The organism is Methylocella sp. (assembly GCA_037200525.1).
GTDB lineage: Bacteria > Pseudomonadota > Alphaproteobacteria > Rhizobiales > Beijerinckiaceae > Methylocapsa.
The window spans coordinates 1411799-1431824 of sequence record JBBCGG010000001.1; the positions used below are offsets into that span (position 1 = coordinate 1411799).

The following is a 20026-nucleotide window of genomic DNA, read 5'->3' on the forward strand; positions in this document are numbered from 1 at the left end:
TGTCGATCGACGCACGTCTGTGGCCTAAAAAACTCAACCCCAACCATTCAGACCAGTAGACCAGATGACCAGGTAAATTCGCATCTCTACGGTGGATTTTTCAGCAAAATTATATGAGACAGCCCAACAAGCTTAGCGTAGCAGCACCAAACATCGCCAAACGTACATCCTGTTCGTTTTTGTAGCTCAAATGCTGCAAAATCCGGTCTATCCGGTCTATCCGGTCTGCTTCCCTCTATAGACCAGATAACTGACTGGAAATCTATCCAGTCTATCTGGTCTAGGTCTCCTGTTTCAGACCGGATAGACCAGATAACAAAAAGCAGGGTTTGGTCTGGGCTTTATCCGGTCTCAAAAAGGCACGCTGTCAGGCCCCATTTGCCCTGGCGCGGAGGCCTTTGTCTGTTCTTCACGCGCTTTAGCCTCGAGGTTGGCTTTGGTGAGTTGTGCGCCCGGTACATCGTCACTATCGCCGCGCTCGTAATACCAACAACCGACCCGAGACCCGTTCACGCCGCCAAGGTGCTTATCGGTTTTGCTCTTGATCTGAATCCGTTCGAATTTAAGGTCGCGCTGCATTACTTGACCGACGCGCTTGGCCTGTCTGTCGCGCTCCACTCCAAGCGGAATATTAAGAACGTCCCAAAGGTCGCTGGCCAAGATCCATCCATTCACGCCGCCGTCCTTTTGTCCAAAACGGCGCGTCAGCTCCTCGGCGATGGGGTTTGGCTCTTGATGTTTTTTCTGCGCTTCCTCGGCATCGCCCCATAACTCTTTGCGCAGAGCAATCGACTCGCCCTGCGCCTCACGAAATGCTGCCTCGGCCCAGAGCTGATCGCGATCGGCCCGCAACGCGATGAGATCAAATACTTTGATCGGCACAACCCACCAGCGGCGGTTTTTTCCCGGCTTGAGAAACTGGCCTTCGTTGATCGTCCCGATGCAAACAAACTGCCGCTTGGCCGTGACGCGGCGGTGGCCATAGGCGGGACGCGCTTTATCTTCCTGCCTCGACAAAAAACTTTTGACCGTATCGTCTTCGCGCTTGCCGAGGGTCGCAAGCTCGCCAAACTCGATGATCCAGTGACCAACAGATTGCTCAATAACCTCTTTGACGCTGGACCCAATCGTAAGCGAATCGGAAAACCATTCATCACGAACGGCCATCACGCGGCAAGCCGAGCTTTTGACCATTCCCTCCTCGCCCTGTAGGACAATCATCTCATCATGCTTGACGCCGGGTTGCCGAACGCGCCGAACCGCAGAGATCAGAAAAATAGAGCCGGTGGCGCGATTTAACGGCGTATCTTGCGCGCCGGCATAATCAATCAACCATTTATCAATGCGCGGGACGCCATCCCACGTCAGCCCGTCTAAATATTCGCGAACCGGATGGTATCGATTAGTCTGCGCAAGATCGTTAATGACGCGGTTGAATTCATCCATTTTTGAGAGAAAGTGAAACTCATCCTCAATCCGAAAGCGCAGGCGCACCGCGCCATCATCGGTGAGTTCGCCATCAAAATCAGGACCAAGCCCCTCCATCTCAGTCTGATAGGAAAATTGATTATAACGAAACTCGATCTTGAGTCTTGAAATCGCGAGACGGATATTCGATGAGCAGGCTGAGATTGCGCCTTTGTCGGTTTGCGCAAAGCCATCTGTCCTTGGACTATATTTGGTCTCTTGAGCCTGCGCTTTTTCAACCGCCTTCCGAGCCTTGGCAACTTGCGTCCGAGCCATTTCGGTTTGTGCACGCATCCCGCGTCTTTCGAGGAACGCTTCCGAAATTTTGTAGGCCGGATTGAGGAGCACATCGATAATGTCCTCATCCTTCATGCGATCTCGCACAAGCCCACATGCGACAGCAAAATAAGCTTCTGATCTCGACGGGTCGCGCTCTAATGGACCGTCTTTAATGCGATCCTGCAGATCCTTTGACAGTTTATTGAAATCGAATTTGCGAAAGGCCGGTTCTTTCTCTGCGTTTGTCGACGGGTCCCGAGTCGGAGATTGGGAGAACTGTTTTTCGAGCTTCTCTTTATCAAGCCGTTCGACGGTCCGGTCCATCAGCTCGTCGATGTTGGCAAACTCGACGTTATAGCCTTCGAGCGCAGCGCCGGTGACGGTGATGTAACGCCCGGTATGCCTGTAGGTTTCGAGAGATCCGCCGTCCTCTAAATCATTAAACTTTCGTCCGCATTTTTCGTCCTTTGCGCATAGTCCGATGATGCGTAAGCCGGTGCCGCTTGGCGTGACTTCGGCATAGGAGTGGGCCTGCTGCAAAAGTCGTATGGCCCATGGTGAAATTGCGCCGGTTTGGGGATTGCGGCATTGATCAAGATCGAACGCAGCGAAGGGGCCCTCATACAGCATGAAGCCAATGCCTGCGGCCATATGCGCACTGGAACTCGCGGCATCGAATGAAGCCCATGTTCTCTTGTTTGTTGAGCTGGCCGGGGACTCTGGATCCCGCGCCTTAAAAGGTATTTTGGTTAGCTTGCCGCCATTCGACTCCCATCGCCAAATGACCCATTGCTTTTGAGCAAGCAACGGAGCCAGCGGCGTCGACGCTCTAATTCGCGATTCTGCCTGCGGGCACCACGGCTCAAACCCACCAGGTCCGTGCGGATTGGCGGCCTGATAATCACGAATAGATTGACGCATCTCTGCGCAATTTTTGAGGGCTGGCGCAAATAGCGCGCGCTCGGCCTCGGTCAGATCCGCGTTTCGTAAATCTCCAAGAGTCGGGCGACGGGAGGCATTGATTTTTTCGCCCGAACAGGTTACAATTTCCACCATAGCTTGAGTCTCCCAACCGTGGGATTTTTGAGTTATGAAGCCAGCGCCCGCAAGCTTCAATGAATTGAATCGAGAAAGCCGCCAGGTCGCAATCCTTGGCGGCTTTTTCCATATTAGCACCTAATCGATGCATCCCCCAAAAGGATTCTCTCAACTTCACTCAAAGGCGTCGCATCCCAAGCGAGAGTCGCCTTCCAATTCGCGAGTTTTGGCGCGGGCTACGAGGCGATCGTAGAGAATGCCCCGCGATCGATCAGCGCCGGGCAGTGGACCATCGTCGAGCGTTACCCGGCTGGATGGACGCGGCAACCGTCGAGCGGCCTTCAACGCTCGGCTAATTATAATCGTCGATCAGCTTGTTTTCGATCGCGTCAAGGCGATCAAGTTCGGGGGGCTAATCGATTAAGCCGGGCTCGCAACGGCATTCGAAGCCGGTTTCGCCTCTTTCGCTCATTGGAATGCATGCGAATCTGCTTCCGCAATTTCTAATCTCGATATCGAGAATGTGAGATGACGCAGCCTCTCCGTGTATGCAATTTTGTTGATGGCATGTTTTTGCTCTCCAGTTCCGATGTGCAACTGTCCGTGCATTCAGGGTTGCAGGACCTATGCATGGAATGGGGCGGCTCGCGTTCGCAGGCGAGCCGTTTAATCAAGCGCGGGGCCTTGGGCTCGAGTCTCTGGTTCTCATGCCATCGATGCCCGGCTATGGTTCCAAGGCTCTCAGCGGGCCGCGCTGTCCAACGCCTTCCATGCCGCCAAGGGTGCTTTATCGTTCCTCCAGTTCCCCTGCTTTTGTACAAACTGACGGGTCGAATAAACGGAATAGCGCGCCTCCCGATTTGTACAAGTCGTCACCCCCTCGCGATCGACTGCACCGCGTCCTCCCACGACTCGTCCGGGTGTCTCTTGAGGTAGGCCTTGACGCGCTTGGTGAGGTCGGCGGGGACGGCGGCGTCATCTTCGCCAGCCATTTCGACAATGGCATCCTCGACGATGACTTTGAGTTTGGCGGCGCGAAGGTTCATGCGGTAGGCGGCGTCGAGCAAACTCTTGGCTGGGGCGACCTTTTTGATTCCATGATAGTCTAACTTGCGCTCGACGAAGTCGATGAACTCCCGCGATGTCATCGCATTCAACTCGACTCGCTCGCCGCCGAGAAGAAATTCGATTTCTTCGTGTTTCGCGTCGTACTTTTCCAGCGTCGCTGCTAGCTTGTGCGGATCGTTCGCGATTGCGACCGCTTCTGACTCCAAACCCATCTCGTCTACGTCACGCAATCTTAAACCAAGACCGATCACATTCGGCTTAGTGGCGAATTTGTATCGAGCCGTGTCGGCGTGCAATGTGCCGAAGATGCTGAACCCTGCGATGTCGAAATCATGCAGCACAAGCAGCGGGATCTTAAAGCGGCAACAGGTCCGATCAACGAGAAGCCGCGCCGCCGTGACAGACATGCCCTTGCTCGACATGACAGCAATGTCGTACCGCTCCGGCAGTTTCATCCGCTCCAAGAGCGGCATGAAGCCTTCCTTTTCGATGTAAAGAATGGCGGCGTAGCGATCAGCCGGGCCGAATGTTTTGACCTTGGCGTCGGCAAAACCAGCTTCAACCAGTTGCGTGGTGCTGAGATAGCCTTCAATATATTCTTTGGTCGCCAACGTGCCTAAGCCGAACGTCTTGCCAGTGTGCGGCTCCGTGAAGTGACCACGATCATCGTAGACGATATCCCAATCGGCTGTCTCGTCTGGGTGCGCGTTCGTGTAATCAGGCACCAATTTTTGCGTGAAGTAATTGGCTTCAATTTTGTCAAGGCCGGTGAGCCTCAACATTTCAGGCCGAGCCTGATAATAAATCTGTCGCGCATGGGCGGGCAATGTCCCGCCGTCCGACGCCTTCATGTAGGCGTCCCGCATGACTCTGCGCGAGGCCTCCGTCAGCTTCATTGGCTTATCGCGCTTGGTCATGCGATCGTCGCGGCGCGCAAGAGCGCTCGGGTCGCGTTCTTCTTGCTTGCGCTGTTTGGTCCAGGTCTTTGTCACAAGCTCAAGCGCATCGAGGATCGCACTGCCAACTTCCGCAGGAAGATCGACGCGCGACTTGCCGCGATCGCGATAGTCGATGCGCGGGCTGGCGACATGAACGAACAGCGCCACTGGTTCTTCGTCGGTAACGCGCATCTCAGTTAATTCGGCGTCGAGATCTTCGAAAGGGTTATCAATGCCGACCGACCAGTTAACGCCCGTCAGGAGTTCGCGCTCGAACGCCTTGTGCGGGCAGTAACCAAAGGCAATTTCCACGAGATACGGAATGCCATAAAAAATGATAGGCGTCATTGTATATTTGAACGAACTTTGATCGACGCCGATCTCCTCGAATTTCGCAAGGATGTGCTCGGAACCAATGACGCCGAGAAGCGCCGGTTTGACGGTGGCGCTTTCAGTCTGCATTGCGTCAAGCAACTTAGGAATGCGACCGGCATGGAAAAGCTCGGCGAGCGTTTGCCGTGACGCGCCCAGACTGTCGCAAATGGCCGCTGCTTTAGCCGATTGTTTCAAGCCGCGAAAGTCTGTGATGAACGCCCGCACGGTGCGCGGCGGAAGCTCGGAATCTTCGTCGAGGGCGATGCAATCAGCGGCCAGATTCCTAAGGCTTTCGGCGTTGTACCAATGAGGCGAGGTAGGGTCGCGCGGAAGCCATTTTTTCCAATCGAGATTCGAGGGAGAGACCCTCATGATCAGTTTGCGGCCCCAGGTCAGCTTTATTTCCGCGTGCGGGTTCGACCAGCCATAAAGCCTGACCATTTGTATAAATCGAGCCTGCATGTCGGGCGAAATTGAGCTTGCCCAATTCACCGTCATGCGGGTTCCGATTTGTACAAGACTGGCGGTTCCGGCGCGTCTAGTGACCGGCGTTTTCCGAACCGGGTCCACGTCGAAGGTGATGCGGCTGGCGACGCCACGGCTTTCTATGAGGGTGACGCCCTGATTGCCGTCCATCACTCGGCCCATGGCCAAGATGGTCTTGAGCGCGTTGCCTTGCGCGCCGCGCGTCGGGGACACATAGGCCGCGCGTGACGATGTGCGGGTTTCATAGTCACGGATGCGGTCGGTCATTTCCGTGCTGATGCCGGGGCCGTTGTCGGTAACGGTTATGGCAACGCCATCGGTTACAGCGATCGAGATTTTTGGCGCGACGCCAGCTTCCTCGCAGGCGTCAAGCGCGTTATCGACAAGCTCTTTCAGCACGACAAGCGGCCATTCCTCTTTCGCATGGCCGGTTTGGTTGATCAGCTCTTTTTCAGAAGTGAACTCAGCTAGCCGAGATGTCGTAAATGCGGAGCGAGTTAGCACATGTGCGATTGCGATTTTGCCGCCGACTATGTTCACGATCGCACAGCCTTTTTACCTACGCGCGGCCGTGGCGGCGAGGAATGTTTCTCTTCGCTCTGGTGCGCCTCCAGGCGATCTAAAACATCATCGATCTGGTCCGCGAACCAATAGTTGAGCCGCCCCCTTTTTATTGGCTGTTGAAACTTCAAATAAGCGTAAGCTGGATCATTCAACATTCTCCAAAGAGTAACATTGGAGATTTCGCCAAGGCGGCGGCATACCTCGGCCTGCTTGAGCAGAGCCCGACCAGTCATAGTCTTTACCTTTGCTGTAGAGATGCCACCTTTCGCGGCCTGTCAAAGCAACGTGAGACAGCGGCGAAGTTGAGTCAAGCAGACGTGCAAAAAAAGATTCAACAGGCGCAAACGTAGCGGCTAAAAAGAAAGTAAATAGAACTTTCGAAGCTTACAAAGTTCTATCTAGTTAGCGAGTGGAAAAGTTATTACGCATTTAATTTAGAAAAAAGTGGCTTAATGAAATACAATTCGTTGAATATTAATTTCTGATTCTTATTTAAGAAAAAGTAGCTAAGCCGGTTATGAAATAATTATTCGAATTGCGCTTTCCAATAATTCCAGCGCGGCGCGCCGTTCCGCTGCAAAATCGTAACGCTGATAAATTTGAACCAAGCCGCCGCTCTGGCCAACGTGATTGAGAATTTTTTCGGTCACTGCTTGATTGACGGCGAGCGAGGCGAGCTTACTTGCCGCCGTGCGTCTTAAGTCGTGAAGCGTCCAATGTGGCGCGACAAACAGTTGATCGAGTCGGCTCTTTGCTAGCCCGAAGTTGCGGGCGGGGCGGATGCCGCTCACCGTAAATACAAACGGACGATCTTCCGGCGCGCTTGCGATGATTTCATTCATCAATGGCGTCAGCGGAACGAAATGCGGTCGCCTGTTTTTTGTGCGCGACGCCGGTATATGCCATTCGCCGCCCTTTAGCTCATCGCGCCGAAGTCCGCCGACTTCATTAAGTCGCTGACCACTGATCAGAAGGAATTTAAAAATATGTCCGTATGGATATCCAAACTGATCGCAGGCGGTCCAAAAGCGTTTGATCTCTTCGTCGCTGAGAATCCGATCGCGCGATGGGTTGATCTTCGGGCGCGATAGGCCCTCCATCGGCGAGCGCTCTAAAAGGCCCCGCCCTATACACCATTTAAAAAACGTCGAAAGCCGCGCGAACATGGCTCGCGAAACTCCGTCCGAAATCTCGCCTTCCTTTCGTCGCCTTTTTGCTCCCGGAACGGTTCTATTTCTGATTTCATCGAGCAAGGCCACGATGTCGCGCTTTGTGACGTCGGCGACGGCCTTGGTTGCCCAACGATCGGCGAGGCCATCGGGGATGATTGCAAGGTCGCGAGTGAACCCAAAAAAGTGCGCCGTTTCTACCCAACGTCTTGTCCGGGGCTTTGCATGTTGCAAAACAAAATCCACCGCGAGTGCGCCAAAGGCTTTTTGAGAGCGCTCCGACGCTTCCGACGCAGCCGCCTCTATCTTCGCCGCCGCCGGATCTTGACCGCTCAGCCGGTCGAGAACCGCCGCCGCCGCAAATTTCCGGGCGATGGCCAGCGTCATCGGTCGCCCGATCGCTGGATCAGCGATGCCAGAGCCATCATCGAACGGCCCGAGAGTCAGTTTCGCCGAGCGACCATCCGGGCGGCGAAAACGCATGATCCAAGATTTTCGCCCGGTCGGGAAAACGACGAGCCGCAAGCCGGGGCAACCGCCGTCAGAAATCTCGGCGCTCTTCGCCTCGGGCTTCAGACTGAGAATGAGCTTCGTGGATAAAGTCTGTCGCTGCGTCATAGCAAGGTAACGAGGTAAACAAAATCGCCTTTAACCCATGAAAGGCAACGAAAGTTCATGATAGGCTCGATGAGCAAAAATGTAAATCATTTCATGAGTTTGAAGAGTTACGACGAAGGTGGCGAAAGGCGCTGAAGCAGCCAAGCGGCTATCAGCACGAACGCCGCGCCCGCCGGCGCAAACCACCATGTCGCCAAGCCCGGCGCGTGCGTGCGCAAAAAGGCGGCGAGAGCGGGATCGGACCCGATGAGGTCGCCGGCGATCCAGCCGAGCAGGGCGGCCCCCGCCCAGACCAGAGCCGGAAAGCGGTCCAGCAGCCTAATCAGCAGGGTCGAGCCGAAGACGATCAGCGGAATCGACAAAACGAGGCCAAAGATGATCAGCAGGTGGGAGCCCTTCGCCGCCGCGGCGACGGCGAGGACATTGTCGACCGACATGATCGCATCGGCGAGGACAATGATGCGGATGCAAGCCCAGATCGTAGTGGGGGGCGCGACGTCCGGCGCGTATTCGTTCTCCCTTGCGAGGCGAATGGCGATTATGAGCAAAAGCGCGCCGCCGGCGATTTTGATGAAAGGCGTCGCCAGAAATTGCACGACTGAAAGCGTCAAGACGATGCGCAGGAGCACTGCTGCGCCGGCCCCGAGCGCGATGGCCCATCGGCGCTGCCGTTCAGGTAGAGAACGGGCCGCAAGAGCGATGACCACAGCATTATCGTCCGAAAGAACAATATCGATCCAGATGATCTGGAGCAGAGCAATGAGAAAAGTAGTATCGGGAGGGTCCATCAGCTGGAGCTAGGCCAGCAGGAGAGCAGGGTCAAGCGTTGCAGTTGAAGAGTTTTTCGGAGCGCAAGGATCAGAGACGGTCTTGGCCTCGCGGCGAGGCAGCTTTGGCGCAAGGGCGAGAATGGCGATGACGGCGGCGCGGGTCGCATCTTCGAGGCTAAGGCGCGGTTTTGGCGCGAAATTGGACGAAGCCGAGCTTATTCCGCCGCCCTGCCGTAAGCGTCGCGCGGAATTGGGCGCGGAGGATCGACGATGCCCAAGGCGAGGCACGTGGATGAAGCCGACCAAGGGCGCATGGTTTTGGCTAAGCGACAGAAAGAGGGTCTGGTTGCAGACATAATCGCCGGCGTCGATCGATAAATCGGCGCCGAGCCCAGCGCGTCGCAGCGCCGTCGCTACCAGGGCGCATGGCAGGGTCGATCTTGCGACAGGCGGCGCTCCCAAAGCGATCGTGCGGCGCTCCGCCTGCGCTCCGGCGGCGTCATAATGGAGCTGGCTCACCCGGTTCAGGGCTCTTGTCTCGACGCACAGCGTTTTTCGGCGAGCGGCGAGCCCGAAATGCAAAATGGCGTCGGGTTTTATCTCCTGCGCCAGACGCGAAAGACGGGGTGCGATTTGCGCATAGACGACCGGCAAGGTGACGAGATCAATGCTGATGCCGGCGCGGAACAATCGCGAGCGATGTTTGGCGAGCGCGGCGATCATCTGAGCGGTTGGGTTTTTTGCCGCGCCGGGAAAGCCGCTAAAGCCGGTGACGAGGATGCGGATCGGCCGGGTCGTCACGCTGATGTCTCCAAAATATTCACGCGATCAATGCGTAAAACAAGGATCCACGCGCCGTGGTCGCATTCCCGACATGATCGGAGATCATTCCAACACAAGCAGGATGGCTCCTTGTCGATCTTTCAGCAAGGCCGATGCGTCCATAGAGCTTCGGGATCAGAGCGGCCCGCTCCAACGCATTGATTGATAAGTTGTTGCGGCCTGTCCCGAAAGCTTGGGACCATGTTCGTTCGCTAACAAAGAAGGCACATGCGGTTGACCGATTTATGCGCACCTGCGCGGCGGAAAAATATCGGCGCATCATTGGCTTTGCTGATCGCCTGTCTTGCCGCGCTCATGGTTTCGGGCTGCGGCTCCACCGGAATGACGGAGATCAGCGATTCAGGCCCGCAAGCCCGCCCGCTCTCGATGTTTGTCGTTTCAACCCGAAAGGGCGAGAGCGGGGCTGCGAGCGAGGCCGCCGCCGAGGGGCCGCCGCGGGACTCTCTGCAGATGGTTGGCGTGCCGCCGGGACACCAGGTTGGGCAACTGGAGCGGCCTTCTCTGGGCGCTCCCGATCCTTTGAAGCATTTTTCCCAAATAAGCCGGCGCGGGCTCGACGAGAAGACGTTCCTCGCCGAACTCGCGACTCATCTCTCCGGGCGCATCGGCTCGAACCGAGACGTCCTGCTCTATGTGCATGGATTTAACACGAGCTATGACGAAGCTCGCTTCCGGCTCGCCCAGATCGTCGAAGACGGGCGCTTTGGCGGCGTGCCGGTGTTGTTCACATGGCCCGCGACGAGCAGCCTGCTCGACTACGGCGCGGCCAAGGAAAACGCCACCATATCGCGCGATGCTTTGGCGAAACTGATCCGTCAATTGTCTGACACGCCGGGCGTTGGCCGCGTGCATATTCTCGCCCATTCCATGGGCGCCTGGATGACCATGGAGGCCCTGCGCGAAAACGCCATCGCCGGCAGCCCGGATCTCAATGGCAGGCTCGGCGACGTCATGCTGGCCGCCCCCGACATTGATCTGAACGTCTTCCGGCAGCAATTGGCGCGGATCGATCCGTCGCATGTCTTCGTTCTCGTCGCGGCGAACGACCGCGCTCTGTCGATTTCGCGAACGCTTGCCGGAGATCGCCAGCGTCTTGGCGCGCTCGACCCGAAGAATCCGGCCGATCGCTCGGCGCTCGAGGCGCTCGGCGTCAAGGTCTATGATCTGTCGCGGGAGGCGGACATTTTTATCGGGCACGGCGCCTACGCCAACGCGCCCGAGGCGTTGCGCACGATCGGCGCGCAGATCGCCGAACCAAGGCCTCAAGACGCCAACGTTCAGTCCGTGCTTGGCGAGAGGCCCGTCGATGACCGGATTATCGCCGAACCCCTCGCTCCCCCCGCGAGCGTTGCCCCGGTCTCTTCAGTCCCCGCAGCCGCCGCGCCGCTCGCGCCCGCCGCGCCGCCTCTCAATTGATAAGATTCCAAGGTATAGAAACTATCTCGCGCAGATTTTGGCGGCGAATGCCGCGTTGAGGCGGAGCATCGCCTGGAAAAGCTTCAGACCTTCATCAGAGGATTAGTCGCTAAAAACAGCGAGACTTTCGCCTTTGGGCGTTATTTCGCTGGATGAGGCCGGCCCGGATATCGACCCGCAACACGATGATTGCCGTCGCGACGACGAGCGGGGCATCAGGATTTCGTGAAACGGCGCGGCGATCGGCCGAGAGCCGTCTAATTATGACGCGTTCGGCTCTCCAACCCCAAAAATTACGGCGCGACGGAACTTTTGGCTTCGACCGAAGTTCTTCGTAACGGATTCGCGCTGACCGAGATAAGTGCGTCCCCTTCATCGATAGCATTGTCTCTGCTGGCGTGGCCCCTGTTGGCGCTGCGGCAAGCGTTTCGTTAGTAATATGTCTTAATTCCGTAATCTAAAGCACATTTTTTTGATTCTATTTTCAATCTAGACTGGCAGCAGACAACTCTATGTGGTTTGTAACGCCATTGCACACAGCTCCTGATGGTCTTGCTGCAAGGCACCATAAATTATCCATATTGACGCCACAATACTATTGGTATTAGTGTCCTAGATACATAGCGTATTGGATGGCAGCGCTCTAGGTCTATTCGCGCCCATGCCCTGTGCTGTTTCTTGCGCCCAGGTCTCAGTTAGTACAAAGCGAGGGTGTCATGTGTTTAATCGCTGAAGTCGTGCATTCGTGCTCAAATGAGAAAGTTGCTCATGCGGCGGTCGCTTCGATCGGCTCTGAATTTGCCGGTAAAGTGAGGGCCACCGCCAGCACCCATGGCATGTCCGTCGGCGCGTTTACGGCTCAAGCCGTTCTCCAATTCCACCGCAACAGCGGCGGCGAGGAGAAGCAGGCGCTGCGGCGGAAGATGAAGGGGACCGATCAACCGATTCTGATTGCCCTTGAGCACATCCTCAAGCCGGTGGTTGATCCCGTCGCTTGCGATCGCGTGATCTGAGGGGGCCGGACGCGTCGCGGCCGGGAGGGCCGCGGGCGCGCTTTACAGGCGATCTTTCTCGAAGTCCTCACAGGATAAATCAAAAAGAGACAGGCCTTCCTCTAATTGATCGGACAAATTCGGCATGCCGAGGAGGAAGGCTGCCGTCGATGGCTCTGGGTGTGCTGACGCCGCCGCCAGCGCATCCGGCCATTCTTCGACCGAATAATCCTCGCCGCCGATCAGATAAAGAGCGATGAGCTCACGCTGCTCGTCCTCGTCCATCGCTTCGATAAACTCAATCAGCTCCTTGCGCACAGACGAATGCGGAACTTCCGTATAGACGGAGGCAAATCCATCATCCGTATCGTTGGACGAATCCCCCATTGGCTCTTCCGCCTGGACGTCAAGTTCGCGCGCCTTGATGATCACAAAACATACTTTTTCAGGGTTGAGTTCGGACAGCATGGCGCATTTCCTGCTTTTTGCCCGCGATCAGGCGTTTTGACGGAACGGTTCGCCTTCGAGATGCTCGCGCGCCTCGATTTCCGCGATGATCCTGGTCACGAAGGGCTCAAGGTCTTTGGGCGAGCGGCTGGTGATAATGCAGTCGTCGACGACCACAGGCTCATCGACCCAATTGCCGCCGGCGTTCTCTACGTCGGTCCTGATCGAGATCCAAGAGGTCAATTTAAGCCCCTCGACGACGCCCGCATCGATCAGCAGCCAGGGCGCGTGACAGATCGCGGCGACGATCTTTCCCGCATGCAAAAAATCAAGGATCAGGTCGATTGCATCCTCATTGGTCCGCAGTTGATCTGGATTCATGACGCCGCCTGGAAGGACGAGGCAATGGAATTCGGAAGGGTCAACCGAAGCGAGGTCAAGATCGACTGGAACGCTATCGCCCCATTCCGTCTGGTTCCATCCTTTGATTGTCGGACCTTTTGGCGCCGCTACCTGTACTGACGCGCCGGCTTCTTTCAATTTTTGCAGCGGGACCATGAGTTCGGATTGTTCGAATCCGTCGGTCGCCATGATCAAAATCTTTGCTGCGCCGATTGTCGGCATGTTCATTCCTCCGTGATAGTTGGTTAAGAGGAAAACCCGACGGAGGAATGCAAGTTCCACCGGCTTAGATGCCGGAAATGCGACTCAGGCCCTCGCCGGCTTCATAAGATTGCGCGCCCAGGATCGCGTGTTCTCCGGGATCTCCGGCCCAAGGCCCGGCTGGTAGAATCGGCTCAAGTCCGGGCGGCGGCCAGACTTTAAGAGTTTGAGCGTCGCTGGATCCGCAATGTCAAAACTATCAAAACCGCAGCGAGACAAAAGCTGCAGCTGATCGAACAAGACATCGCCGACCGCGCGCAACTCGCCTGTAAAACCATAGGTCGCGCGAAGTTGATGCGCGAGCGAATAGCCTCGTCCATCGGTATATTTGGGAAAGTTTACGGCGATAAAGGCAAAGCGCGACAGATCGCTCGCGATCGACGCAAGCGAGACGTCCGGCTCGAGCCGCAACCCGAGCGGAATATTGGTCCCGCGCAGCTCGCCGCTTCCATCCCGCCATTGCTGGAGCGACAAAATGGTCTTTCCCGCGAGCGCAAGACTTTCCCCTTCTTCGAGATAGCGCCAATCATCGGGAGGGAAAGAATCGTTCCTGAACAGCGCCATGATCTAAATTTCCGAAGCGGTTTTAGCCGTTTGAGCTTGCGCCGGCCGGGCGAGCAATTGCGCCGCGGGCTGGGCCAGCGGCTGCGTATGAAGCCCGCACTCGATCTTGCCCTTCCCCCGCCAGCGTCCGGCTCGGGCATCTTCGCCGGGTTTTATGGGCGAGGTGCATGGGATGCAGCCGATCGAAGGATAACCCTTGGCGACGAGCTCATGCCGGGGCAAAGCGTGGGCGTCGAAATAGGCGAGAATCTTCGACGCCGACCATCCGGCCAGCGGATTGATTTTGATCCGATTCTCCTCGGTCTCAAATAAGGGCAGCGCCGTGCGGGTCTGCGCCTGGAACCGCTTGCGCCCGGTGATCCAGGCGTCAAATCCCTCCAGCGCTTCGGCCAGCGGAATGACCTTGCGGATTTCGCAGCAGCGATCCGGATCGCTCGACCAAAGGAAGGTCTCGGGATCTTCCTCCGCTAGCAGCTCCGCCCTGGGGGCGATGCCGTTCACATTGCGCAGACCAAGATGCGCGACCAGCCTGTCGCGATAGGCGAGGGTTTCAGGAAACAGCACGCCGGTTTCGAGAAAAAGCACCGGCGTCGTCGGATCGATCGCCGCCACCATGTGCAGTAAAACAGCGGAATCGGCCCCAAAACTCGATACGAGAGCGATTTTGCCCGGGAAGAGATCGTCGATGGCGAGGCGCAGAAATTTTGGCGTATCCATTGCGGCGATCTTGGCAGAAAGCTGCTTTGCAGCCTCGCCGTCGCCGAACAGAGCCAAATCATTTCCGCTCATAAAGGGCCTCCTTGAACGGCGCCATTCCAACGCGCCGGAAGGCTGCGAGGAAGTCTTCGCCGCGATCATGGCGAACCTTGATATAGGTATCGACTATGGTTTCCACCGCATCGACGACTTCCTCGGACGAAAAGCCGCGCCCGGTGAGAGATCCCACCGCGCAGCTTTCATCGGCCGATCCCCCAAGGGTGATCTGATAGGCTTCCGCTCCGCTTTTCTCGAGGCCTAGAATGCCGATGTGGCCGACATGATGGTGCCCGCAGGCGTTGATGCAGCCGGAAATATTGATCCTGAGCGCGCCTATGTCGGCAGCTCGGGCGCCCTCGCCAAAGCGCTCGGAAATGCGTTGTGCGACTGGAATGGAGCGTGCGGTCGCAAGAGCGCAATAATCAAGGCCGGGGCAGGAGATTATGTCGGTCACTAGCCCATTATTGGCGGTTGCGAGACCGTGAATTGCGAGCGCATCGTAAACTTCGCCCAAATCGTCCAGCGCGACATGCGGCAAGACGAGGTTTTGCTCATGCGCGACGCGGATTTCGCCCTTGGAGAATTGGTCCGCGAGATCGGCGACCGCCTCCATCGACTCTGCGCTGGCGTCGCCTGGAATGCCGCCGATCGGCTTTAGTGAAATTGTGACGATGCCATAGCCCGGCGTCTTATGGGGCTCGACATTTTGCGCGGCGAAGCGGGCGAAAGCCGCATCCGCAGCCTTGCGCGCCTCAAAGTAGGTCGATGCGCGCGGAGACAGCGCCGGGGGCGCGAAATAAGCCTTGATGCGCTCGATCTCCGCCGCTGGCAGCGTCAGCGCATCGTCGCGGTGATTGGCGAACTCGGCTTCGACCTCGGCGGCGATCGCCTCAGCGCCCTTTTCATGCACCAGGATTTTTATGCGCGCCCGATATTTATTGTCGCGGCGGCCTTCGAGATTGTAGATGCGCAAAATAGCATTGGTATAGGCCAAAAGATCGGCCTTGGGCAGAAACTCGCGGATTTTGTGCGCGATCAAAGGCGTGCGGCCAAGACCGCCGCCAATATAGACGGCAAAGCCGATTTCGCCTTCGGCGTTCTTGACGATCTGATAGCCAATGTCATGCACCTGAATGGCGGCGCGATCCTTGGCGGCGCCGTTCACGGCGATCTTGAACTTGCGCGGCAGAAACGAATATTCCGGATGCAGCGAAGACCATTGCCGCAGAATTTCCGCATAAGGGCGCGGATCTTCGATCTCATCGGCCGCGGCCCCTGCAAATTGATCGGCTGTCACGTTGCGAATGCAATTGCCGGAAGTCTGGATCGCATGCATCTCGACCGCGGCGAGGTCGTTCAGAATGTCTGGACAATCGGCGAGCGCCGGCCAGTTGAACTGAATGTTCTGCCGCGTGGTGAAATGGCCGTAGCCCTTGTCATAGCGCCGGGCGATATAGGCCAGCTGGCGCAGTTGCCTCGAGGATAAAACGCCATAGGGTATGGCGACCCGAAGCATATAGGCGTGGAGCTGCAAGTAGACGCCGTTCATCAGGCGCAGCGGCTTGAACTGGTCCTCGGTCAATTCGCCGGACAAGCGGCGAGCTACCTGGTCGCGAAATTGCGCAACGCGCGCCGCGACGAAGGCGTGGTCGAATTCATCATATCGATACATCTCAGCTCCGCTCAGCCCCCGCCCGGGTCCCGCCGTCCGTATAATTAATTGTCGGGCCGTGCGCGCGAATTTTGTCGCGCAGGCTTACCGCGTCCACGCCGCCCTCGCCGGCAATCACCTCGACAACGAAGGGCTCGACCACGAGATTGCGCTTTGCGTCCTTTTCCGCAGCCTCAAGCCCGGCTTGCTCCTCGACGCTCGAGACAAACAGCCTCGCGTCGTCCAATGATCTGACCCAGGATCCGTCGCGTCCGAGATAAACCACGACGCCGTCAGTAAGACGGTTAGCGGAGACGACTTTAGTCATGGTTCATCGCATGTCTTCAGAAAAATGGTTGATGGGAGAGCCCCGCCAAACAGAGCTTAGACGCGCATATAGGGCAAATAACGCCGGATGGCGAGTTTTAAAATGATATACATATAATGTATGTTAAAATAGCATCTGGGGTTGTTTGACGCGCCTTTGACTGTACGGCGCATTGCGTTTATCGGAGCGTGGCGGTCGCGATCGCGGCTTTGAATCTCCCAAATAGGAGTTATCCTCAACCCGCGCCGAAGCGTCCGAGCGTGGGGCAAGGATGTCATGCCGTTCATCGACCATATTCCCGCTCTTATCTCGCACTATGGCTATCTGGCGATTTTCTTCGGCGTCGCTATCGAAAGCGCCGGAGTTCCTTTTCCGGGTGAGGCGATTTTGCTCTCCGCCGCGATCTTCGCCGGCCATTCCCATGGCCTTAACATTCTGGGCGTGATCGCCTCGGCGGCGACCGGCGCGATCGTTGGCGACAATCTTGGCTTTTGGGTTGGCCGCACCTTTGGTCTCTCGCTTCTGGTCCGGCATGGGCATCTCATCCATCTCGATGAAAGCCGTCTCAAGCTCGGACAATATTTATTTCAAAGACACGGCGGAAAAATCGTCTTTTTTGGCAGATTCATTGCGGTGCTGCGAGCGTTCGCCGCCATCCTCGCCGGGGCCAATGGGCTCGATCCCGTGCGATTCTTCGCCTTCAATGCAGCCGGGGGGATTGTCTGGGCCTCCATTTTCGGAGGCCTTGGCTTTGCATTCGGAGCGCAGGCGCATCGGATAGCAGGGCCAATCGGCCTGATCGGCCTTGCCATTGCGATCACGGTTTTGGCATTTTGCTGGCGCTTCTATAAGAAGAACGAGACGCGGTTGACGCAGGAAGCGGAGGCAGCCCTGCCGGGACCGATACGAGTTCGGATTTAATGACGCCGTCGCAAGCCGCACGCGCCATCAAATCCGACGGAAGAGCCGTCCCTTGCAGCCAAAGCCTCGCAACCTGGAGCGCTCGTGTTTATTGAACAGATCCAACCGCTAATCTCCCTGCATGGCTATTGGGTTGTCTTCTTTGTCGTCATGCTGGAGAGCGCGGGAGTGCCGTTGCCCGGGGAGACCGTCCTCTTGCTCGCTGCGGGCTACGCCGGAGCCACCGGGCGGCTCGATCTCCAGTGGGTTATCGTCGCGGCCGCGGCGGGAGCGATCATCGGCGACAATATTGGTTTTTGGATCGGGCGGACATGGGGCGCCAAATTCCTGCTGCGCTATGGCAAATTCATTCATCTTCCTGAGGCTCGGCTGAAGCTCGGGCAATATCTCTTCGAAAGACATGGCGGAAAAATCGTCTTCGTCGGACGCTTTGTCGCTTTCCTTCGGGTTCTCGCCGCGCTGCTCGCGGGCGTCAACAAGTACAGTTGGCGCAAATTTCTCTTCTTCAACGCCTCCGGGGCCATCGTCTGGGCGGTCGTAATGGGCGTTAGCGCATATTTCTTCGGGGACGCCATCCATCGCGTCAGCGGGCTGCTTGGCGTAGTAGCGCTCGTCATTGTCGTTGGCGGAGTTGTCGCGGCTATGGTTCTCGTTCGGCGCGAAGAGAAAAAGATGGAGAAAAGGATCGCCGATGTTGGTTGAAGGCAGGGAGCGGTGAACGGTCCGCGACATGCGCTTTGATCGGAACAAACCCCGGAACTGAACGTTCGGAGCGGAGGATCATCAAGGGAGATGCCAGATGAAAACCGAGCTTCCGCTTGTTATTGCAGCAGTTTTCGGGTTCCACGCGACGCCTGTCTTTGCTCAGGCGACGCCCGGCGACCCTGCCGGGGTTCAGACGATTCCGGAGCAGGATCGGTCCCGGCCGGAGGAATTGCCGAGACGCGGAGCGGACGATGGCCTGATCTCGGGCCGAAGCGACAGCCTAGGCAATAGGCCAAATAACAGCGGCGTCATCAAGCCCCCTGCGGGCGTTGATCCCGGTCTCGTGAAACCTGCGCCGGAACTCAACCCGAACTCGATGCCGGTCATTCCGCCGGCGAAGCTGCCGGGCGGCGCTCCTCAAGCCAAATAGAAGCATAGCCCGCGAACTTGCCGGCAAGATGTCTTAAGTTCTTGCCGGCTTGAACTGGCCGCCCGCGCAGATCGCGGCGCGGCCACCCGGTCTTGCCCGTCAAAGCCGCCGGGCGGGACCGCCGATGGAATTATCCCGATTAATGAAACGCCAGACCGCCAGGACAATTACGGCTCCGACGATTGCCCCTATCAGACCAGCGCCCTGATTTGGCCCGTACCAGCCGATCGTCTGACCGAGCCATGTCGCGACAAAGGCTCCGACGATGCCGAGAACGACCGTCATGATGAAGCCGGACGGACTATAGGGTCCTGGAGCAAGAAACCGGGCAATCAGCCCGGCAATAAAGCCAATGAGGATGATATAAAGTATATGCATAGCACGCCTCCCAATCCGTTCTTATTGGGAAGGTAAACGACAATCCCGAGGTTAAGTTGCACTTTCGGCGCGCCGAGCGCCGAGATAAATCTGTTCAAGAATGCCCGTTATCTGATTTTTGCGCAGCAAGATCCCATTGCGACCTTCGCAACCACAATGCGCGCGAAGCTTAGGGCCGCTCCATCCGGGCGATCAAGCTGGACGTATCCCATCTGGAGCCGCCCATGGATTGCACTTCCGCGTAGAACTGATCGACAAGAGCCACCAGGGGAAGACTAGCGCCGTTGCGGCGCGCCTCTTCGAGGCAGATCGCGAGATCCTTCCGCATCCAATCGACCGCAAAGCCGAAATCGAACTTGCCTTCGATCATCGTCTTATAGCGGTTCTCCATCTGCCAGGACTGCGCCGCGCCTTTCGAAATCACCTCGATGACCGCTTGCGCGTCGAGGCCGGATCGCTTCGCGAAGTGAATCCCTTCGGCCAGAGCCTCGACAACCCCCGCGATGCAGATCTGATTGACCATCTTGGTGAGCTGGCCGGAGCCGACAGGCCCCATCAGACGGGAAGCTCGCGCATAAGAAGAAATGATCGGCTCAATGCGAGCATAGTCGCCGGCCTCGCCGCCGCACATGATGGTAAGCGCGCCATTCTCGGCTCCCGCCTGGCCGCCCGATACCGGCGCGTCGATAAAGCCTTGACCGGCCGCTTTAGCGCTGGCGTAAAGCTCGCGCGCAACTTCCGCCGAGGCGGTCGTATGATCGACAAACACGGCGCCGCTCGCCAGCCCGGCAAAGGCGCCGTCTGCGCCGATTGTCACGCTGCGGAGATCATCGTCGTTGCCGACGCAGGCGAATACAAAATCCTGACCGGTTGCCGCGGCGCGCGGGGTCGGCGCAAGAACTCCGCCGAATTCGGCGACCCATTTTTCAGCCTTCCCGCGCGTGCGATTGAAGACCGTCACCGAGTGACCTTTTTTTTGTAGATGCCCAGCCATGGGATAGCCCATGACGCCGAGGCCAAGAAAAGCAAGTTTCGCCATTGCCGCCTGATCCTAGTCTTTGCCGGAAATGCCCCGTTCTAGCGCGCCCTCGCGCAGAGGTCGAGGTATAGCTTTAGCTTTAGGCTGACGCGGGAAAAGTCCCGCGTTCTGTGCGCGGTCG

At 57.3% G+C, this 20026-nt stretch carries 18 protein-coding genes; 5 read left to right on the plus strand and 13 right to left on the minus strand.

Annotated elements, in window-relative coordinates; all coding sequences use genetic code 11:
* Window positions 1-351: 351 nt before the first annotated feature.
* The 5 genes from WDN46_06705 to WDN46_06725 all read right to left on the minus strand — a co-directional run bounded on the left by WDN46_06705 (window position 352) and on the right by WDN46_06725 (window position 9573).
* Window positions 352-2397, minus strand: coding sequence for a VapE domain-containing protein (locus WDN46_06705; protein ID MEJ0093114.1), 2046 nt, complete (start codon window positions 2395-2397; stop codon window positions 352-354).
* Window positions 2398-3656: 1259 nt separating this feature from the next.
* Window positions 3657-6191: an ATP-binding protein gene (locus WDN46_06710; protein MEJ0093115.1), complete on the minus strand. Its 2535-nt coding sequence runs from the start codon at window positions 6189-6191 to the stop codon at window positions 3657-3659.
* 539 nt (window positions 6192-6730) lie between these two features.
* A complete protein-coding gene (locus WDN46_06715; GenBank protein ID MEJ0093116.1) occupies window positions 6731-8002 on the minus strand; it encodes an integrase arm-type DNA-binding domain-containing protein in 1272 nt (423 codons plus the stop codon).
* A 107-nt stretch (window positions 8003-8109) separates the two neighbouring features.
* On the minus strand, window positions 8110-8790 hold the full coding sequence (locus WDN46_06720; protein MEJ0093117.1) for a TerC family protein: 681 nt from the start codon (window positions 8788-8790) through the stop codon (window positions 8110-8112).
* 9 nt (window positions 8791-8799) lie between these two features.
* Window positions 8800-9573 (minus strand): hypothetical protein, encoded by a 774-nt coding sequence (locus WDN46_06725; GenBank protein ID MEJ0093118.1) that lies wholly within the window; start codon window positions 9571-9573, stop codon window positions 8800-8802.
* Between the two features lie 249 nt (window positions 9574-9822).
* Here WDN46_06725 and WDN46_06730 point away from each other — a divergent pair, with 249 nt between their 5' ends.
* Together WDN46_06730 and WDN46_06735 are read left to right on the plus strand one after the other, a co-directional pair.
* Window positions 9823-11031: an alpha/beta fold hydrolase gene (locus tag WDN46_06730; GenBank protein MEJ0093119.1), complete on the plus strand. Its 1209-nt coding sequence runs from the start codon at window positions 9823-9825 to the stop codon at window positions 11029-11031.
* Window positions 11032-11699: 668 nt separating this feature from the next.
* Entirely contained in the window at window positions 11700-12044 is a 345-nt protein-coding gene (locus WDN46_06735) for a hypothetical protein (GenBank protein ID MEJ0093120.1), read from the plus strand.
* A 42-nt stretch (window positions 12045-12086) separates the two neighbouring features.
* On the opposite strand, the gene WDN46_06740 is transcribed toward WDN46_06735, so the two are convergent.
* The 6 genes from WDN46_06740 to WDN46_06765 all read right to left on the minus strand — a co-directional run bounded on the left by WDN46_06740 (window position 12087) and on the right by WDN46_06765 (window position 16432).
* Complete coding sequence (locus WDN46_06740) at window positions 12087-12491, minus strand: DUF3775 domain-containing protein (protein MEJ0093121.1); 405 nt, start codon at window positions 12489-12491, stop codon at window positions 12087-12089.
* A 27-nt stretch (window positions 12492-12518) separates the two neighbouring features.
* Complete coding sequence (locus WDN46_06745; GenBank protein ID MEJ0093122.1) at window positions 12519-13094, minus strand: type 1 glutamine amidotransferase domain-containing protein; 576 nt, start codon at window positions 13092-13094, stop codon at window positions 12519-12521.
* Window positions 13095-13178: 84 nt separating this feature from the next.
* The gene (locus WDN46_06750; GenBank protein MEJ0093123.1) at window positions 13179-13697 is read right to left on the minus strand and encodes a DUF934 domain-containing protein; all 519 of its coding nucleotides are present in this window, start codon (window positions 13695-13697) and stop codon (window positions 13179-13181) included.
* 3 nt (window positions 13698-13700) lie between these two features.
* On the minus strand, window positions 13701-14486 hold the full coding sequence (locus WDN46_06755; protein ID MEJ0093124.1) for a phosphoadenylyl-sulfate reductase: 786 nt from the start codon (window positions 14484-14486) through the stop codon (window positions 13701-13703).
* Window positions 14473-16125: a nitrite/sulfite reductase gene (locus WDN46_06760; protein MEJ0093125.1), complete on the minus strand. Its 1653-nt coding sequence runs from the start codon at window positions 16123-16125 to the stop codon at window positions 14473-14475. The genes WDN46_06755 and WDN46_06760 overlap by 14 nt, the downstream gene beginning before the upstream one ends.
* A gap of 1 nt (window position 16126) precedes the next feature.
* Window positions 16127-16432, minus strand: coding sequence for a DUF2849 domain-containing protein (locus tag WDN46_06765; GenBank protein MEJ0093126.1), 306 nt, complete (start codon window positions 16430-16432; stop codon window positions 16127-16129).
* A gap of 276 nt (window positions 16433-16708) precedes the next feature.
* Here WDN46_06765 and WDN46_06770 point away from each other — a divergent pair, with 276 nt between their 5' ends.
* The 3 genes from WDN46_06770 to WDN46_06780 all read left to right on the plus strand — a co-directional run bounded on the left by WDN46_06770 (window position 16709) and on the right by WDN46_06780 (window position 18488).
* A complete protein-coding gene (locus WDN46_06770; protein ID MEJ0093127.1) occupies window positions 16709-17353 on the plus strand; it encodes a DedA family protein in 645 nt (214 codons plus the stop codon).
* A gap of 84 nt (window positions 17354-17437) precedes the next feature.
* Complete coding sequence (locus WDN46_06775) at window positions 17438-18055, plus strand: DedA family protein (protein ID MEJ0093128.1); 618 nt, start codon at window positions 17438-17440, stop codon at window positions 18053-18055.
* 97 nt (window positions 18056-18152) lie between these two features.
* Window positions 18153-18488: a hypothetical protein gene (locus tag WDN46_06780; GenBank protein ID MEJ0093129.1), complete on the plus strand. Its 336-nt coding sequence runs from the start codon at window positions 18153-18155 to the stop codon at window positions 18486-18488.
* A gap of 99 nt (window positions 18489-18587) precedes the next feature.
* On the opposite strand, the gene WDN46_06785 is transcribed toward WDN46_06780, so the two are convergent.
* Entirely contained in the window at window positions 18588-18866 is a 279-nt protein-coding gene (locus WDN46_06785) for a GlsB/YeaQ/YmgE family stress response membrane protein (protein MEJ0093130.1), read from the minus strand.
* Window positions 18867-19035: 169 nt separating this feature from the next.
* Window positions 19036-19905: an NAD(P)-dependent oxidoreductase gene (locus WDN46_06790; GenBank protein MEJ0093131.1), complete on the minus strand. Its 870-nt coding sequence runs from the start codon at window positions 19903-19905 to the stop codon at window positions 19036-19038.
* Window positions 19906-20026: the final 121 nt, after the last annotated feature.

What these genes read in the sequence shown, in the direction of transcription:
- WDN46_06750 (MEJ0093123.1), bottom strand. Translation starts at nt 13,697, where the DNA reads ATGGCGCTGTTCAGGAACGATTCTTTCCCTCCCGATGATTGGCGCTAT.
- WDN46_06785 (MEJ0093130.1), bottom strand. Translation starts at nt 18,866, where the DNA reads ATGCATATACTTTATATCATCCTCATTGGCTTTATTGCCGGGCTGATT.
- WDN46_06730 (MEJ0093119.1), top strand. Translation starts at nt 9,823, where the DNA reads ATGCGGTTGACCGATTTATGCGCACCTGCGCGGCGGAAAAATATCGGC.
- WDN46_06705 (MEJ0093114.1), bottom strand. Translation starts at nt 2,397, where the DNA reads ATGGCCGCAGGCATTGGCTTCATGCTGTATGAGGGCCCCTTCGCTGCG.
- WDN46_06715 (MEJ0093116.1), bottom strand. Translation starts at nt 8,002, where the DNA reads ATGACGCAGCGACAGACTTTATCCACGAAGCTCATTCTCAGTCTGAAG.
- WDN46_06740 (MEJ0093121.1), bottom strand. Translation starts at nt 12,491, where the DNA reads ATGCTGTCCGAACTCAACCCTGAAAAAGTATGTTTTGTGATCATCAAG.
- WDN46_06745 (MEJ0093122.1), bottom strand. Translation starts at nt 13,094, where the DNA reads ATGCCGACAATCGGCGCAGCAAAGATTTTGATCATGGCGACCGACGGA.
- WDN46_06760 (MEJ0093125.1), bottom strand. Translation starts at nt 16,125, where the DNA reads ATGTATCGATATGATGAATTCGACCACGCCTTCGTCGCGGCGCGCGTT.
- WDN46_06765 (MEJ0093126.1), bottom strand. Translation starts at nt 16,432, where the DNA reads ATGACTAAAGTCGTCTCCGCTAACCGTCTTACTGACGGCGTCGTGGTT.
- WDN46_06790 (MEJ0093131.1), bottom strand. Translation starts at nt 19,905, where the DNA reads ATGGCGAAACTTGCTTTTCTTGGCCTCGGCGTCATGGGCTATCCCATG.
- WDN46_06780 (MEJ0093129.1), top strand. Translation starts at nt 18,153, where the DNA reads ATGAAAACCGAGCTTCCGCTTGTTATTGCAGCAGTTTTCGGGTTCCAC.
- WDN46_06720 (MEJ0093117.1), bottom strand. Translation starts at nt 8,790, where the DNA reads ATGGACCCTCCCGATACTACTTTTCTCATTGCTCTGCTCCAGATCATC.
- WDN46_06770 (MEJ0093127.1), top strand. Translation starts at nt 16,709, where the DNA reads ATGCCGTTCATCGACCATATTCCCGCTCTTATCTCGCACTATGGCTAT.
- WDN46_06755 (MEJ0093124.1), bottom strand. Translation starts at nt 14,486, where the DNA reads ATGAGCGGAAATGATTTGGCTCTGTTCGGCGACGGCGAGGCTGCAAAG.